18 protein-coding genes are annotated in these 14,119 nt (G+C 64.5%); 11 read left to right on the forward strand and 7 right to left on the reverse strand.

Annotated features, from left to right (window positions below):
• Positions 1–321: 321 nt before the first annotated feature.
• The 9 genes from NKH06_RS03225 (at position 322) to NKH06_RS03265 (ending at position 7,205) form a co-directional block, all read left to right on the forward strand.
• Positions 322–744, forward strand: coding sequence for an MbcA/ParS/Xre antitoxin family protein (locus tag NKH06_RS03225; protein ID WP_023809330.1), 423 nt, complete (start codon positions 322–324; stop codon positions 742–744).
• Positions 738–1,436 carry an RES family NAD+ phosphorylase gene (locus NKH06_RS03230; RefSeq protein ID WP_023809329.1) on the forward strand — a complete coding sequence of 233 codons (699 nt, stop codon included), beginning with the start codon at positions 738–740 and terminating at the stop codon, positions 1,434–1,436. The genes NKH06_RS03225 and NKH06_RS03230 overlap by 7 nt, the downstream gene beginning before the upstream one ends.
• Positions 1,437–1,501: 65 nt before the next feature.
• Complete coding sequence (locus NKH06_RS03235) at positions 1,502–1,834, forward strand: ArsR/SmtB family transcription factor (protein WP_023809328.1); 333 nt, start codon at positions 1,502–1,504, stop codon at positions 1,832–1,834.
• A gap of 48 nt (positions 1,835–1,882) precedes the next feature.
• Positions 1,883–2,992: an ACR3 family arsenite efflux transporter gene (arsB, locus tag NKH06_RS03240; protein ID WP_502914394.1), complete on the forward strand. Its 1,110-nt coding sequence runs from the start codon at positions 1,883–1,885 to the stop codon at positions 2,990–2,992.
• Positions 2,989–3,411, forward strand: coding sequence for an arsenate reductase (glutaredoxin) (gene arsC, locus NKH06_RS03245; RefSeq protein WP_023809326.1), 423 nt, complete (start codon positions 2,989–2,991; stop codon positions 3,409–3,411). The genes arsB and arsC overlap by 4 nt, the downstream gene beginning before the upstream one ends.
• Positions 3,412–3,474: 63 nt before the next feature.
• Positions 3,475–3,795 carry an ArsR/SmtB family transcription factor gene (locus NKH06_RS03250; RefSeq protein WP_023809325.1) on the forward strand — a complete coding sequence of 107 codons (321 nt, stop codon included), beginning with the start codon at positions 3,475–3,477 and terminating at the stop codon, positions 3,793–3,795.
• A 44-nt stretch (positions 3,796–3,839) separates the two neighbouring features.
• Positions 3,840–5,267 carry an NAD(P)-binding domain-containing protein gene (locus NKH06_RS03255; RefSeq protein ID WP_128305596.1) on the forward strand — a complete coding sequence of 476 codons (1,428 nt, stop codon included), beginning with the start codon at positions 3,840–3,842 and terminating at the stop codon, positions 5,265–5,267.
• Complete coding sequence (gene arsK / locus NKH06_RS03260; RefSeq protein WP_352892192.1) at positions 5,260–6,489, forward strand: arsenite efflux MFS transporter ArsK; 1,230 nt, start codon at positions 5,260–5,262, stop codon at positions 6,487–6,489. Before NKH06_RS03255 ends, arsK begins: the two co-directional genes overlap by 8 nt.
• A gap of 353 nt (positions 6,490–6,842) precedes the next feature.
• The gene (locus NKH06_RS03265) at positions 6,843–7,205 is read left to right on the forward strand and encodes a hypothetical protein (RefSeq protein ID WP_352892194.1); all 363 of its coding nucleotides are present in this window, start codon (positions 6,843–6,845) and stop codon (positions 7,203–7,205) included.
• A gap of 9 nt (positions 7,206–7,214) precedes the next feature.
• Here NKH06_RS03265 and NKH06_RS03270 read toward each other — a convergent pair whose 3' ends face one another.
• From NKH06_RS03270 to NKH06_RS03300, 7 genes are all read right to left on the reverse strand, one after another.
• Complete coding sequence (locus tag NKH06_RS03270; RefSeq protein ID WP_023813258.1) at positions 7,215–7,973, reverse strand: amino acid ABC transporter ATP-binding protein; 759 nt, start codon at positions 7,971–7,973, stop codon at positions 7,215–7,217.
• A 26-nt stretch (positions 7,974–7,999) separates the two neighbouring features.
• Positions 8,000–8,674 carry an amino acid ABC transporter permease gene (locus NKH06_RS03275; RefSeq protein ID WP_027035301.1) on the reverse strand — a complete coding sequence of 225 codons (675 nt, stop codon included), beginning with the start codon at positions 8,672–8,674 and terminating at the stop codon, positions 8,000–8,002.
• Entirely contained in the window at positions 8,671–9,342 is a 672-nt protein-coding gene (locus NKH06_RS03280; RefSeq protein ID WP_023813260.1) for an amino acid ABC transporter permease, read from the reverse strand. Before NKH06_RS03280 ends, NKH06_RS03275 begins: the two co-directional genes overlap by 4 nt.
• 105 nt (positions 9,343–9,447) lie before the next feature.
• Entirely contained in the window at positions 9,448–10,236 is a 789-nt protein-coding gene (locus NKH06_RS03285; RefSeq protein ID WP_023813261.1) for an ABC transporter substrate-binding protein, read from the reverse strand.
• A gap of 109 nt (positions 10,237–10,345) precedes the next feature.
• Positions 10,346–11,509, reverse strand: a complete 1,164-nt coding sequence (locus NKH06_RS03290; RefSeq protein WP_352610828.1) for a saccharopine dehydrogenase family protein — start codon at positions 11,507–11,509, stop codon at positions 10,346–10,348.
• Positions 11,506–12,006, reverse strand: a complete 501-nt coding sequence (locus NKH06_RS03295; protein WP_023813263.1) for an Lrp/AsnC family transcriptional regulator — start codon at positions 12,004–12,006, stop codon at positions 11,506–11,508. Before NKH06_RS03295 ends, NKH06_RS03290 begins: the two co-directional genes overlap by 4 nt.
• A gap of 132 nt (positions 12,007–12,138) precedes the next feature.
• Positions 12,139–13,002 (reverse strand): LysR substrate-binding domain-containing protein, encoded by an 864-nt coding sequence (locus NKH06_RS03300; protein WP_352551420.1) that lies wholly within the window; start codon positions 13,000–13,002, stop codon positions 12,139–12,141.
• A gap of 138 nt (positions 13,003–13,140) precedes the next feature.
• On the opposite strand from NKH06_RS03300, the gene NKH06_RS03305 reads away from it, so the two are divergent.
• Together NKH06_RS03305 and NKH06_RS03310 are read left to right on the forward strand one after the other, a co-directional pair.
• Positions 13,141–13,347 carry a hypothetical protein gene (locus tag NKH06_RS03305; protein ID WP_023813266.1) on the forward strand — a complete coding sequence of 69 codons (207 nt, stop codon included), beginning with the start codon at positions 13,141–13,143 and terminating at the stop codon, positions 13,345–13,347.
• 21 nt (positions 13,348–13,368) lie between these two features.
• Positions 13,369–14,118 carry a sulfite exporter TauE/SafE family protein gene (locus NKH06_RS03310; RefSeq protein ID WP_352892197.1) on the forward strand — a complete coding sequence of 250 codons (750 nt, stop codon included), beginning with the start codon at positions 13,369–13,371 and terminating at the stop codon, positions 14,116–14,118.
• Position 14,119: the final 1 nt, after the last annotated feature.

A 14,119-nucleotide genomic window follows, 5' to 3' on the forward strand; every position in this document is an offset into this window, starting at 1 on the left:
TTCGCCAAGCCAAGGTCCGGGCGGCCGCCCGGACCTTGGCTCAATCGCTCTAATCCCACGAAATCTCTCTCGTGTAGATACAAGGTGGCCGCGAAGCGGTCGGAGAGGGGGCTGCGACGCTGGCAAGTTCCCTCTAAATCACCTAAGGCCGCGCCGCCCCCGCTCCGTCTCGGCTTCCCCGAGCCACCTCTCCCCCACTTCCGTGGGGGCGAGGAACCCAAACCCTGCCACGTCCCGCCATCCTCTTCCCATCAGATGCGGTTTAACTTATCTTGCCAATTGGCAAAACATGCTATATGTCTGCCAACAGCGAGGCACAAAATGCAGCTTCAGTCCATCGTCACCACGCCGGCCACGGTCGGAGCCGCTATCTCGGATGAAGAAGCTGGCGCGCTGGCGCGCACCACGGTCAATCTGTTCAAGGCCTGGAATCTCACCGACCTGGAGGCCTGCATCCTGCTCGGCGGCATGTCGGCGCGGACCTGGGCGCGTTGGAAGACTGGGGCGAAGGAAGGCGGCGTCGGCAGGATCGACCGCGACCTGCGCACCCGCTTGGCGCATCTGATGGGCATCCATAAGGGCCTGCGCTATCTGTTCACGGACCCGGCGCGCGGCTATGCCTGGATACGCAAGCCCAATACCGCCTTCGGCGGCCAGTCGGCCCTCGATCTGATGCTGCGCGGCGAAATTTCCGATCTCTCGGCGATGCGCGAATGGCTCGATGCGGAGCGTGGTGCATGGTGAGTGGGCTTGCGGTCCGGCGCGGCGTCCATTGGCACCAGACCTTCCGCATCATCCGCTCTATCCACCCGCCGATCGACCTGTTCGAGGACATTGCCGATCCGCGCGACTGGGAGGCGTTGGCCTCGGTCGAGGCGAAGACCAACCCGCGCATAAGGTTCGAGATCGGCGACCTCGGCAAGGTGTCGGCCGCAAGGCGGGTTTCCGGCCCCGGCGCCAGCTTCGTGATGGCGCCCTTCGTGCACTGTTCGACGCTGCGGCCGGGACGCTTCTCGGATGGCAGCTACGGCATCTACTATGCGGGCGACAGCGAGGAGGTGGCGCTGGCCGAGACCATCCACCACCATCAGAAATTCATGCGTGCCACCAACGAGGGGCCGGGCTGGACGGCGGATTTCCGCGTGCTGATCGGCAGCGTCGACCGCGACCTCGATGATGTCAACGCCGTGCCCGGCGTGCTCGACCCGGACGACTATTCCGCCTCGCAGGCGGAAGGGCGGGCGCTGCGGGCAGCAGGCAGCGACGGGCTGGTGTGGAACAGCGTGCGCATGCCGGGCGGCGGCTGCATCGGCATCTTCTGGCCCGACGCGATCACCATTCCAGTCCAGGGCCGCCACTACAGCTACCACTGGGACGGCGCCCGCGTCGACTTCGTGCGCCAGCACGATACGGGAAAGGTGCTTGCCGTCACATGATGGCGGCGGACACTCTTTACAGATCGCTGGGAAGCCGATATCCATAAATCCAAGGATTCGGATATATGGATAAGAAAAGCACTTTGAATGCGCTGGCCGCACTTGGCCAGGAGACGCGGCTGGATGTCTTCCGGCTGCTCGTGCGTGCCGGTCCGGAAGGTATCCCGGCGGGCGAGATCGCAACGAGGCTCGACACGGTCCAGAACACCATGTCGGCGCATCTGAAGGTGCTCGCCCATGCCGGGCTGATCCGTCCCGAACGCGACGGAAGGACCGTGCGCTATGTCGCCGATATGACCGGCTTGCGCGACCTGCTGGCCTATCTGATGGAAGATTGCTGCAATGGCGCGCCGGAGCTCTGCCGTCCCGTCATCAATGCCGTGACCTGTGACTGCTGAGGGGCTTGTGACTGTCCGCCGCGCGCCGTTCGAACAAGGAAAGCCATCATGACCGATCATGCTTTGAACGCAGCTGTGGCGGTGCGGCCCGGCATCGGCTTCGTCGAGAAATATCTGACGGTGTGGGTTGTACTGTGCATCGTCACGGGCATCGCGTTTGGCCATCTGCTGCCGGGCGTGTTCGGAGCCATCGCGTCGGCCGAGATCGCCAGGGTCAACATTCCTGTCGCCGTGCTGATCTGGCTGATGATCGTGCCGATGCTCTTGCGCGTCGATTTCGCCTCGCTGGCCAGGGTCGGCACCTATTGGCGCGGCATCGGCGTGACGCTGTTCATCAACTGGGCGGTGAAGCCGTTCTCGATGGCGCTGCTGGGCTGGCTCTTCATCGGCTGGCTGTTCCGGCCATGGCTGCCCGCCGTGCAGATCGATTCCTACATTGCCGGGCTGATCATCCTTGCCGCGGCGCCCTGCACGGCGATGGTTTTCGTCTGGTCGAACCTGACGCGCGGCGAGCCGAATTTCACGCTTTCGCAAGTGGCGCTCAACGACGCGATCATGATCGTCGCTTTCGCCCCCATCGTCGGCCTGCTGCTCGGCCTGTCGGCGATCACCGTGCCATGGGGCACGCTGATGCTGTCGGTCGCACTCTACATCGTCGCGCCGGTGATCGTCGCGCAGTTAGTTCGTGGCCGGCTGCTGGCAGCGAGGGGACAGGTCGGGCTCGATGCCCTGCTTGCCACGCTGCAGCCCTTGTCGCTGATTGCCTTGCTGGCGACGCTGGTACTGCTGTTCGGCTTCCAGGGCGAGCAGATCATTGCGCAGCCGCTGGTGATCGTGCTGCTGGCAGTGCCGATCCTGATCCAGGTCTATTTCAACTCCGGTCTTGCCTATCTGCTCAACCGCCTCAGCGGCGAGCGGCACTGCGTGGCTGGACCATCGGCGCTGATCGGCGCGTCGAACTTCTTCGAGCTGGCGGTGGCCGCCGCGATCGCGCTGTTCGGGCTGAATTCGGGCGCGGCTCTTGCCACCGTGGTCGGGGTGCTCATCGAGGTTCCGGTCATGCTGTCGGTGGTGTGGATCGTGAACCGCAGCAAGGGCTGGTACGAGAAGGGTGGCGCCGTCCGGAATACCATGTCGACTGGGAAGGCCTCGAAATGACCATCACCATCTACCACAACCCCGATTGCGGCACGTCGCGCAACACGCTGGCCATCATCCGGCAGTCGGGCGAGGAGCCGGAGGTGATCGAATATCTGAAGACGCCGCCGTCGCGACAAAGGCTAGTCGAACTGATCGCCGCGATGGGCATCACACCGCGAGACCTGCTGCGCGAGAAGGGCACCCCCTATGCCGAACTCAGCCTTGCCGACCCGAAATGGTCCGACGAGCAGATCGTCGATTTCATGCTGGCACATCCGATCCTTATCAACCGGCCGATCGTGGACAGCCCGCTCGGCGTCGTCCTTGCACGGCCGTCGGAAAAGGTGCTGGACATCCTGCCCAACCCGGAGATCGGTGCGTTCACCAAGGAGGATGGCGAGGTGATCACAGGCGCCTCGGGCAAACGCGCCGGCTGATGTTATTTCCATATTTTTCGAAATTAAGTTGACGGCGCGAAAAGTGCCGCGTAGTTTATTTCCATGAAACTCGAAAAAGCAGCTGCCCAGCTTGAAGCACTCGGCAATCCGACGCGACTTCAGCTCTATCGCATCCTGGTGCGCGCCGGTGACGACGGGCTTGCCGTCGGCAGCGTCCAGGGCAAGCTCGACATTCCGTCATCGACGCTGTCGCATCACCTCAAACGGCTGGTCGACACCGGGCTTGTCACGCAGGAGCGGCAAGCGACGACGCTGATCTGCCGCGCCAACTATCCCGGCATGAATGCGCTGATCGGCTATCTCGCCGACGAGTGCTGCGCTGACGCCGTCTGCGCGCCCGCCGTCGGCAAAGCACTGGTTTGATTTTTTTGCACTTATAATTCGAACATACCGGAAGGATCGAACCTATGGACATGATGGCAAACCTTCCCGTCGCGGTGATCGGCGCCGGCCCGGTCGGGCTGGCAGCCGCGGCGCATCTGGTCGAGCGCGGCATTCGTCCGTTGATCCTGGAGCGCGGCGAAAGCGTGGGTGCGGCGCTGCTCGATTGGGGCCATGTGCGGGTGTTTTCGCCATGGAAATACAACATCGATACGGCGGCGCGGGCGCTGCTCGACCGCTCCGGCTGGACGGCGCCGGACAGCCAGGGCCTGCCGACCGGCGGCGAGATCGTGCGCGATTATCTGACGCCGCTTGGCCGGCTTCCCGCGATCGCCGCCAATTTGAAGCTCGGCGCCGAGGTCACCGCGATCACCCGTCAGGGACACGACAAGGTCGCCAATGATGGCCGCAAGGACGCGCCCTTCGTCATCCGCTATCGCGATGCCGGCGGCGAACACCGCGTTCTCGCGCGCGCCGTCATCGACGCGTCCGGAACATGGTGGCGGCCAAATCCGATCGGCGTCGACGGGCTGCCGGTTTCCGGCGAAGGCGAGGCGTCGGCACGCATCGCCTATGGCATTCCCGACGTGCTCGGCAAGGCGAGAGAAGACTATGCGGGCAAGCGCATCCTGGTCATCGGCGGCGGGCACTCGGCCATCAACGTCGCGCTGGCGCTGATGGAGCTGCAGGATGCGGCGCCTGGCACCGAAATCTTCTGGGCGCTGCGCCACGCCAGCATCGAGAGATTGCTCGGCGGCGGGCTGAACGACCAGTTGCCGGAACGCGGCGCGCTTGGGCTGGCTGCCAGGCAGGCGATGGCGGATGGCAGGCTGAACATGCTGGCGCCCTTCGCCGTCAACGGCATCAAGACGCAGGGCGAGGGGCTTGTTGTCGATGCCGGCCTGGGTGGCAAGCCGTTCAGCCTGGCCATCGACCGCATCGTCGTCACCACCGGCTTCAGGCCAGACCTGTCGTTCCTGAGCGAAATCCGCATCGCGCTCGATCCCGCCGTCGAGGCGCCGCCGGCACTGGCGCCGCTGATCGATCCAAACTTCCACTCATGCGGCACGGTTCCCGCGCATGGCATTGCAGAGCTCGCCCATCCCGAACCGGGCTTCACCATCGTCGGCTCGAAATCCTACGGCCGTGCCCCGACCTTCCTGATGGCGACCGGCTACGAGCAGGTCCGCTCGGTGGTGGCCGATATTGCCGGAGACCATGCCGCGGCCCGCGAGGTCCGGCTGGTGCTGCCGGAGACCGGCGTGTGCTGCGCCGTCGGTGTCGCGACGGTAGCGGCAAGCGCCGGCTGCTGTGGCGGGCCCGCGCCGGCCGCTGTCGATGCCTGCTGCGTCAGGGATGCGGACGCCAAGGCAACCGGCGCATCGGGTTGCGGCTGCGCAACCGCGCCGGCCACCGAGCCGCGAGAGGATATGGCGGCCGGCGCCGATGCCTGAACGATCCGTCCTGCGCAAGGCGATCTGGGCGCTTGGGCTGACCCAGATCATTGGCTACGGCACGCTCTACTACAGCTTCTCGATCCTGGCGCCGGCAATGGCTGGGGAGTTCGGGCTCACGGAAGGCTGGGTGTTCGGCGCACTGTCGGCCTCGCTGTTTGCCGGCAGCCTATTCGCGCCGACTGCCGGGCGGTGGGCCGACCGCTTCGGCGCCGGCCGCATCATGACCGTCGGCTCGGTGGCGGCAGCCGTGGCGCTGGCGCTGTGCGCCGTCGCGCCCGACCGCGTGAGCTTCGTTGTGGCCTTGCTGGCGATGGAACTGGCCTCCAGCTTCGTTCTCTACAGCGCCGCCTTCGTTGCGATCGTGCAGATCGGGGTTCCCCGACCGCAGCGCAGCATCACCCATCTGACGCTTATCGCCGGGTTCGCCTCGACCCTGTTCTGGCCGCTGACTTCGGCGCTGCATGCGCATCTGACATGGCGCGAGGTCTATCTTTTGTTCGCCGCTCTCAATTTCGGCCTATGCCTGCCGATCCACGCGTGGCTGATGCGCCTGTCGCGCCGCCATGCAACAGTCATGCCGCAAGAGCGCGGGTCCGCCCCCGATGAAGCGGGCACGCGGCTCGATGCGCGGCGCGGCCGGACCGCGTTCCTGCTCATGCTGGCGGGGTTCGCCACCGAGGGCTTCGTGCTGTCGGCGATCCTCATCCACATGGTGCCGCTGACGGCGGCGCTGGGGCTCGGAACCGCAGGCCTCTTCGTCTCGACCCTGTTCGGGCCGGCGCAGGTCGCCAGCCGGCTGATCAACATGCTGTTTGGCGGGCGGCTGCAGCAGACGCACCTCGCCGTCATCGCCGCATCGCTGATCACAGCAGGGCTGTGCGCACTGCTCCTGACGACGCCATGGCTGCCAGGCGCTTTCCTGTTCGTGTTGCTGTTCGGCCTTGGTTCCGGCCTCACCAGCATCGTCGGCGGCACCTTGCCGCTCGAACTCTTCGGCCGCGAGGGCTATGGTGCGCGGCTCGGATGGGCGAGCGCTGCCCGTCAGTTCACCTCGGCCTTCGCGCCGTTCGCGCTCGCCTTCATGATGGCGCGGACATCCGTCGCCAATTCGCTGTGGGTGCTGGTGGTCGTCGCCGCGAGCGGCGTGATCGCCTTCCTCGCCATCGTGCTGCTCAGACGGCGGGGCGGCCTGCCAGCGTTCGTGACCCATCTCGCGTGACTTGGCACCTGGCGCCGATCATGATGGTCTGCAAAAGGGTCCGGAACGCTGAGAGTGGGGATCGACCGCAATCCCTTTTGCATCTACCGCAGTGTACTGCCGACGGAAACCTGGCTCTTAAGGAGCGCCGGGAAGACCGGCTCGACATCCAATGCGTCGCGGGGTTCCCGCTACCCGCGGTCACAGTGAACCAGGTGGAATCTTATGCAGAATGATTTTGTATTCAAGACCGGGTCAGCAAAACGAACGTTGGGATGGTTGGTCTGTCTGGGTGCCGCGGGCGCATTGGCAGCCATGATCTATGGTATTTTCACGCATCCCGAAGCGCAGACCCCGGCCGAGCTTGGTCCGGAGTGGTCATCGGTGTTTTCCTTGTCGGTCTCATGGTGGCCGGGATTGCTGTCCAATACGCACGTTGGAGCATCGAAGGCGAAAACATCATCTACCGTCGTCTCTTCAGAAACAAAACGATCCCACTCTCCGAGTTGGCAGGCTTTGGACAAGTCATTGTCGTTGTCGTCGTCATTCCTTTCGTCCATGTGGATCTTTACGATCGCGAACTGAAGCTCATCGCGCGGCTTCCGGTAAGTCTCAAGGATTGGCCTGAAGCGGAAGCACGGCTTGCAGCGCGTTTGCGCTATGTCGTCAATGACGGAAGCCCCGCATTGCCCAAACGGAGGTTCGTCGATACACCGAAAAAGAAGCATGTCTTATAAGGCGTGACATCAATGCCTGAGAATCTTGCTCAGGAAAGCGCGGCTGCGGTCGGTCTTGGGGTGTGAAAAGAACTCGTCCGGCGTGCCGCTTTCGACGATGGCGCCGGCGTCCATGAACACCACGCGCTGGGCGACCTTGCGGGCAAAGCCCATCTCGTGCGTCACCACCATCATGGTCATGCCTTCCTCGGCGACCGCCACCATGACGTCGAGCACTTCGGAAATCATCTCGGGATCGAGCGCCGAGGTCGGCTCGTCGAACAGCATGATCTTGGGCCGCATGCCGAGGCAACGCGCGATCGCCACGCGCTGCTGCTGGCCGCCGGAGAGCTGTGCGGGATAGGCATTGACCTTGTCGGCGAGGCCAACCTTGGCCAACAATTCACGGCCTGCTTTTTCAGCCTCGGCGCGCGGGATCTTGCGGACATGGATGGGGGCTAGCGTGACGTTCTCGAGTGCCGTCTTATGCGGGTAGAGGTTGAACGACTGGAAGACGAAGCCGATCTCGGTGCGCAGCTGCGTCATGTTGGTGGCGGGGTCGCCCAGGCGTTGGCCGTCGACGACGAGGTCGCCGTTCTTGATCGCCTCCAGGCCGTTGACGCAGCGGATCAGAGTGCTTTTGCCCGAGCCGCTCGGGCCGCAGACGACGACCACTTCGCGCGGCTCGACGCTGAGCGTGATGTCCTTGAGCACGTTGAGCGAGCCGAACCATTTGTTGACGCCGCGAAAGTCGATCATACCGGTCTTGGCAAGGCCCGTTGTGGTCATGTTTTCTGGACCTTTGGGGTTGGAAGTCACAACTGCACCTCGCCATGTGCCGCGCCCATGCGCTGCTCCAGCCGACGGGCCAGCATGATCAGCGGATAGCATACGATGAAATAGCCGACGCCGACGAGGAAGAAGACCAAGAGGCCGTTGGGCACACGCTGCACCACCAGCCAGCCGACGCGGGTGAGGTCGGTGAGACCGATGGCGGAGACGACCGAAGAATCCTTGATCAGCAGCACATATTGCCCGACCAGCGGCGGCAGCACGATGCGCATCGCCTGCGGCAGCACCACCTGGCGCATGCGCTGCCAGCGCGACAGGCCGGACGCCAGCGCCGCCTCGACCTGGCCGGTCGGTACCGAGCGGATGCCGGCGACGACGATCTCGCAGATGAAGCAGGCGGCCAGATTGGTCAGCGCGATGATGCCGGCGGTGAAGGCGTCAAGCTCGATGCCGAACTCCGGCAGGATAAAGAAGATCAGGAAGATCTGCACCAGGAATGGCGTGCCGCGGATCAGATCGACCCAGGCCCCGATCAAGCCCGAGATCAGCCGGTTGCCGCCGGTGCGCAGGATGCCGAGGCCGAAGCCGAGCAAGGTGCCGAGCACAAGGCTGATCAGCGACAGCATCACGGTCATGCCGAGGCCGCGCAGGGCCAGCGGATAGGAGCCGGCGAGGCTTTGCAGTTGTTGCCAGATCATGTCCGCGCCCCCGCCGTGCCGAGCCAGCGGCTGGAGACGCCAGCCAGTCCCTTCAGTCCGTAATAGAGCAGCAGATAGAAGGCGGCGATGGTGAGGAAACCTTCGGCCGGCATGAAGCGGTCGGAGGCGAGCAACTGGCCGGCGCGCGTCAGTTCGGCAACCGAGATCAGCGACAGAAGGGCGGAATCCTTGACCAGCACGATGGCTTGGCCAAGCAGAGGCGGGATCGTCACCTTGAAGGCTTGCGGCAGGACGACAAGGCGCATGCGCTGGACATAGGTCATGCCCGAGGCGACGCTGGCCTCGACCTGGCCGCGCGGGATCGACAAGATACCGGCGCGAATGATTTCAGCGATATAGGCACCGCTGTTCAACGACAGCGCGAGGATGCCGACGACGAGTTCCGGCAGGACGAAGCCGAGCCGGGGCAGGCCGAAATAGAGAAAATAGAGCTGCGCCAGCAAGGGCGTGGCGCGCACCGCATCGATATAGGCCTTGGCCGGCACACGAAACAGCCAGCCGCGCTGCAGATTCATGGCGCACAGCACGATGCCGACGATGAGCGCCCCTACAAAGGACAGCGCCGACAGCCAGACGGTCGTGATCAGGCCCTGTCCGAACAGCGGCAGGTATTCGACGATGGTGCGGAAACTGAAATTTTCGAGCATCGTTGGGTGCAATCCCCAGAGTGCAGGAAACGACGGATGAAGCGAAATTCCAGGCGGTTCGCGGCGCTTGAGACGCGCGCGAAACCGCCTGGGTTTTATCGCTGCTTAGTGGTCTTTCTTCCAGGCGTCGGAATTGACCCAGTAGTCGAGGTTCTTCTGCAGGCGACCGTCGATGGTGACCTGGTTGAGGAACAGGTTCATCCAGACCAGCAGGTCCGGCTCGTCATAGCGGGTGGCGAAGGCAAGCGGCTCCTTCGACAGAAGGTCCGGCATGATGGTGAAGCTGCCGGCCGGATAGGCGGTCGACTGGCCCTTGACCGCCGAGACGTCGTTGACGCCGCAATCGGCCTGGCCGTTGTTGACGGCGTCGAGCAGCAGCGGACCGCCGCCCTTGTAGCTCTTGATGTCGGCGTCGGGGAAGGCTTTCTTGGCTTCCTTCTCGCCGGTGGCGCCGAGCAGCACGGCGATCTTGGTGCCCTTGGCCTTGCAGTCTTCGGTGGTCTTGAACTTGCTGTCGGCCTTGGTGAAGACGGTGCTGCCGGTGTACATGTAAGGCGTGGTGAAGGCGACCTTCATGCCGCGCGCCAGCGTCGGTGTCATGTCGGCGACCAGAAGGTCGGCCTTGCCTGACAGCAGCGCCGGGATCAGACCATCCCAGTCGAAATCGAGGAAGGTGATTTTCACACCCATTTCCTTGGCCATCAGTTCGGCCAGTTCAACCGAACTGCCGGTGCGTTCGCCATTGGCGCCAACCAGCGAGAAAGGGGGTCCCTGGGTCTGCACGGCGACACGCAGTTCGCCGCGCTTGGTGATGTCGTCCAGTGTTCCGGCTGAGGCAGCAGTGGTAAGGCCGGCGAGCGCAAGTCCGGCGATGAAAAGCTTGGCAATCTTCATTTGGTAGTCCTCCTTGTTTTATTGTTCCATGTCTTCGTTGTTTTTCACCCTTTGGGGTGCTTTTTGAGCGGCAGCGCCGTTGCCGGCGGCAGCCACCGTTCGAAAATCCTCAGTCCCAGGCCACCGTCTCGGTGACCTTGATGCCGCGTCTGGCAAGCTCGTCGAAGAAGGGTTCGTCGGGCACGTCCAGCAGCGGGTTGAGCAGGCCGGGTTTGGTGATCTCGCCACGCGCCAGCATCTGCGCCACGATGCTGGCGGGATAGCCGACGCCGAGGCTCATGCCGAACAGGCCCGAAGCCAGGTCCCGCTCGATGATCAGGTCCGACGTCACTGTCTTGGCGCGGCCGCCTTCGAGGCCGGAAAAGACATTGCGCATCACGCACAGGTCCTTCTCGCCGGGACCATATTGCAGTTGCGGGCCGAGCAGCCGGCCGAGGAATTCGCGCGGGCTGTTGGAGGTGCCGGGCACCTTGTCCTCAGAGAGGAAACCGAGCTCCTTTAGCGGCGCCCAGAAGGCCGACCATCCCGGCCAGCGCAGCGTGTAGCGGCCGGAACGGCGCAGACCCTTGGCTGCCTCCAGCATCTCGACATAATGCAGCGCATCGCCATTTGGGAACGCTTCCAGCCTGCCCAGGCCCGCGACCTCGATCTCATGGATGAAAGGGTTTTCGTGCTGCTGGCCGGCCGGCACCGCGACGCGCTTTCCGCCCTCGATCATGACGCTGTCGCGGTTCTGGCTGACCAGGACCATGTCGAAATTCCAGCTCACCTTGTAGCACAGCGGCTTGGCCATCGCCTTCGGCTCGGGGATGCCGCCGCAATAGGAATCGATCGCGGTGATCGAAGAGAACTGCCTGGCGGCGCGCGCGTAGAGTACGAGGTCGATGCCGGGGTCGAGCCCGCATTCGGTCATGATCGAGACGCCGGCTTGTTCGGCGGCCGGCGCCAGATCGGCGATCGACTTGGCGTAGTTGGTGGTGACCAGCGGCGTGCGCGTGGCGATCGCGGCCTGCACCGCCTCGCGCATCAATGGCTGCGGCAACAGGTCGATGACGGCGTCGACATCATCAAGCACATTGGCCAGCGCCGGGCCGATCGCGCCTTCAGGCACGACGAAGCGCACACGGGCAAGATCGGTCAGGCCGGCAAGCCGGGCCGGGCCATCCGCTGCGGTGTCGACGCAGACGATTTCCTCGACGCCGTCGCTGGCAACAAGGTCGGCGATTGCCGCCCGGCCTTGCAGGCCGAGGCCGCCGAGTACCGCGATCTTCATGCCGGCTCCTTGCGGTCGTCCGACCAGCAGCCTTCCGGCAGGCTGACCCATTTGTTGCAGGACGCCATGACGACGAAGGTTTCGCTGCGCACGACTTCGCCGGGCTCGCCGGCACCCGGGATCAGTTCGCTAGTGACGCGGTAGAGGTCGGCGACGTCACCCGCCACGGTTACGTCGACGATGATGTCGAAGCGCCCGGTGACGACCGAGGCCGAGTTGACGAAGGGCAGTTCGGCAATGCGCTGCGCCAGTTCGCGGGCCCGGCCGCGCCCTTGGGCATTGATGCCGACAATGGCCGAGATCAGCTCGGGACGCTCGGTCAGATTCAGCAGGCCGACGATCTTGAGCAGGTTGCGGTCGAGCAGGTTGCGCAACCGCGTGCGCACCGTCGGCACCGAAATCGCCAATATCTCCGCGATGCGGTTGATGCCCGGCTGTGCATCCTGCGACAGCTGTTTGACCAGCCGCCGATCGGTCAGATCGAGATGTTCTCGCAAAGTCCCCGTCTTTCACAAAAGGAAAAAACTTTGGCGATTTTTTTGCCAATGTGCAAACAAGCTACGTCACGGATATTGGAAAAGCAAGGCAATGATTCAGCGCTACTGGGGATAGGTGGTCGCTGTCAGGGCTCAGACCAGCGCTGCCGCCAACAGTTTTGCCTGTGGCGTCAGCTCTTCGAAGCGGCGGGCGCAGAGGTTGAGCTGGCGCGTCGCCCAGTCGTCGGTCAGCCGCAGTGTGCGCACGGAACGACCCGCCGCACTTTCCGGCACGATGGCGATGCCGGCGCCTTGCGCGACCAGCCGGCAGACATTGTCGAGGCCAGGCACGCGGATGCGGACATGCAGATGGCCGCCAAGGCGGGCCGCCTGGCGCGTGATGTGCTCCTGCAGCGCATGGCCGGTGCTGAGGCCGACGAAAGATTCGCCGAGAACCTCAGTGAGGTTGACGGTGCGGCCTTCAAGGCCGGGCCGGTTCCGCGCGGCGATCACCACCAGCCGGTCGGTGAAGAACGGTTTCTGTTCGAGATGCGACAGGCCGGCCCAGGTTGCGGCGATGCCGAGATCGGCCGCACCATTGGCCACGGCTTGCGCGATCTCATGGCTGGGGCGCTCGTCGAGATCGATGTCGATCTGGGGATGGGCGACAAGGAAAGCCGGCAGGATGTCGCGCAGCAACTCGGCTGTAGCGGCGGTGTTGGCCAGCAGCCGGACGCGGGCGCGCAGGCCGGTGGCATAGGCGGCCAGATCGCCGGTCATGGCCTCGATCTGGTTCTGCACGGCGCGCGCATGATGCAGCAGCGCCTGTCCCGCCGGCGTTGGCACCACACCACGGCGGCGGCGCTCCAGGAGCGGCGCGCCGAGCCGCTCCTCCATGCCCTTGATGCGGGCGCTGGCCGACGCCAGGGCCAGGCCGGCAAGCTCGGCGCCATGGGTGATGCTGCCGCGTTCGGCCACCAGCAGGAACAGGCGGAGATCGACCAGATCGAAGCGCATTCTTTTGCTCCTGCGAATATTCAGCGCCCGGGAAGGCGATCGGCCCTCCAGCCTTCGTCCTGGCCGAAGGTTGGCAGCACAACTTCCACATTGTGATCGGCCGGGATCTTCGTCAAACAGTTTCGAAGGAGAATTGTGATGAACAAACGAACGTCAGGCCGGCTCGGCATTCTCGAAAGCACGGCGATCGTGCTGGCCATTGCCGTGGCTGGCCTTGCCATGGCGCCAGCGGGATCAGGCCTGCGGGGATGCGCGGCGACGGTCGTATCCACCAGCCGCGATGCGGCGCCGGCAAAGGCCGCCAGCCTGGATGCCGACGCAACCGATATGCTGCTGCATGACTGATCCCGCCTTGAAGATACGACCATGCTGAGCGCTGGCGTCCTCGCCTGGATCGGCGCCGTCTTCCTCGCCGCCGGCTTCGTCAAGGGCGTCGTCGGCATGGGGCTGCCTACCGTTGCGATGGGCCTGCGGGCGGTGACGATGCCGCCTGCGCAGGCCGCGGCGCTGCTGCTGATCCCGTCGCTGGTCACCAACCTCTGGCAATTGCTGACCGGCCCGTCCTTCGGCCGCCTTTGCAAGCGGCTGTGGACGATGATGGCCGGCGTGATGCTCGGCACGGTTGCCGGCGCCGGTCTGCTGACCGGCACGCATACGGGCGCGGCTTCTGCCGGGCTGGGCGCGGCACTGGTGCTTTATGCGATCCTCGGCCTCGCCAAGGCCGGCTTCACCACGCCGGTGCGCCATGAGGCCTTGATGTCACCGCTGGTCGGGGTGGCGACCGGACTGGTCACCGGCGCCACCGGCGTCTTCGTCATCCCGGCAGTGCCCTATCTGCAATCGCTGCGGCTGGAGAAAGAAGACCTGATCCAGGCGCTCGGCCTATCCTTCACCGTGTCGACGGCGGCGCTCGCCATCGGGCTGTTCAGGACCGGTGCCCTGGCGTCGCCGAGCGCGCAACTGGCGGGATCGGTCGCAGCCCTTGCGCCGGCGCTGGCCGGCATGTTCGCCGGCCAGGCATTGCGCCGGAGGATGAGCATCGAGACCTTCCGGAAAGTGTTCTTCGTCGGATTGCTGGCGCTGGGTGTCTATCTTGTGGAGGACGGTATTCTGTAGC

It is taken from the genome of Mesorhizobium sp. M1342, assembly GCF_040317955.1.
In the GTDB taxonomy this organism is placed as follows: domain Bacteria; phylum Pseudomonadota; class Alphaproteobacteria; order Rhizobiales; family Rhizobiaceae; genus Mesorhizobium.

Bases quoted from the DNA above. Each gene is read 5' to 3' on its own strand.
- NKH06_RS03290 (WP_352610828.1), bottom strand. From the start codon at position 11,509: ATGAAGATCGCGGTACTCGGCGGCCTCGGCCTGCAAGGCCGGGCGGCA.
- arsB (WP_502914394.1), top strand. From the start codon at position 1,883: ATGACCGATCATGCTTTGAACGCAGCTGTGGCGGTGCGGCCCGGCATC.
- arsK (WP_352892192.1), top strand. From the start codon at position 5,260: ATGCCTGAACGATCCGTCCTGCGCAAGGCGATCTGGGCGCTTGGGCTG.
- NKH06_RS03300 (WP_352551420.1), bottom strand. From the start codon at position 13,002: ATGCGCTTCGATCTGGTCGATCTCCGCCTGTTCCTGCTGGTGGCCGAA.
- NKH06_RS03280 (WP_023813260.1), bottom strand. From the start codon at position 9,342: ATGCTCGAAAATTTCAGTTTCCGCACCATCGTCGAATACCTGCCGCTG.
- arsC (WP_023809326.1), top strand. From the start codon at position 2,989: ATGACCATCACCATCTACCACAACCCCGATTGCGGCACGTCGCGCAAC.
- NKH06_RS03305 (WP_023813266.1), top strand. From the start codon at position 13,141: ATGAACAAACGAACGTCAGGCCGGCTCGGCATTCTCGAAAGCACGGCG.
- NKH06_RS03270 (WP_023813258.1), bottom strand. From the start codon at position 7,973: ATGACCACAACGGGCCTTGCCAAGACCGGTATGATCGACTTTCGCGGC.
- NKH06_RS03310 (WP_352892197.1), top strand. From the start codon at position 13,369: ATGCTGAGCGCTGGCGTCCTCGCCTGGATCGGCGCCGTCTTCCTCGCC.
- NKH06_RS03250 (WP_023809325.1), top strand. From the start codon at position 3,475: ATGAAACTCGAAAAAGCAGCTGCCCAGCTTGAAGCACTCGGCAATCCG.
- NKH06_RS03285 (WP_023813261.1), bottom strand. From the start codon at position 10,236: ATGAAGATTGCCAAGCTTTTCATCGCCGGACTTGCGCTCGCCGGCCTT.
- NKH06_RS03230 (WP_023809329.1), top strand. From the start codon at position 738: ATGGTGAGTGGGCTTGCGGTCCGGCGCGGCGTCCATTGGCACCAGACC.
- NKH06_RS03225 (WP_023809330.1), top strand. From the start codon at position 322: ATGCAGCTTCAGTCCATCGTCACCACGCCGGCCACGGTCGGAGCCGCT.
- NKH06_RS03255 (WP_128305596.1), top strand. From the start codon at position 3,840: ATGGACATGATGGCAAACCTTCCCGTCGCGGTGATCGGCGCCGGCCCG.
- NKH06_RS03235 (WP_023809328.1), top strand. From the start codon at position 1,502: ATGGATAAGAAAAGCACTTTGAATGCGCTGGCCGCACTTGGCCAGGAG.
- NKH06_RS03275 (WP_027035301.1), bottom strand. From the start codon at position 8,674: ATGATCTGGCAACAACTGCAAAGCCTCGCCGGCTCCTATCCGCTGGCC.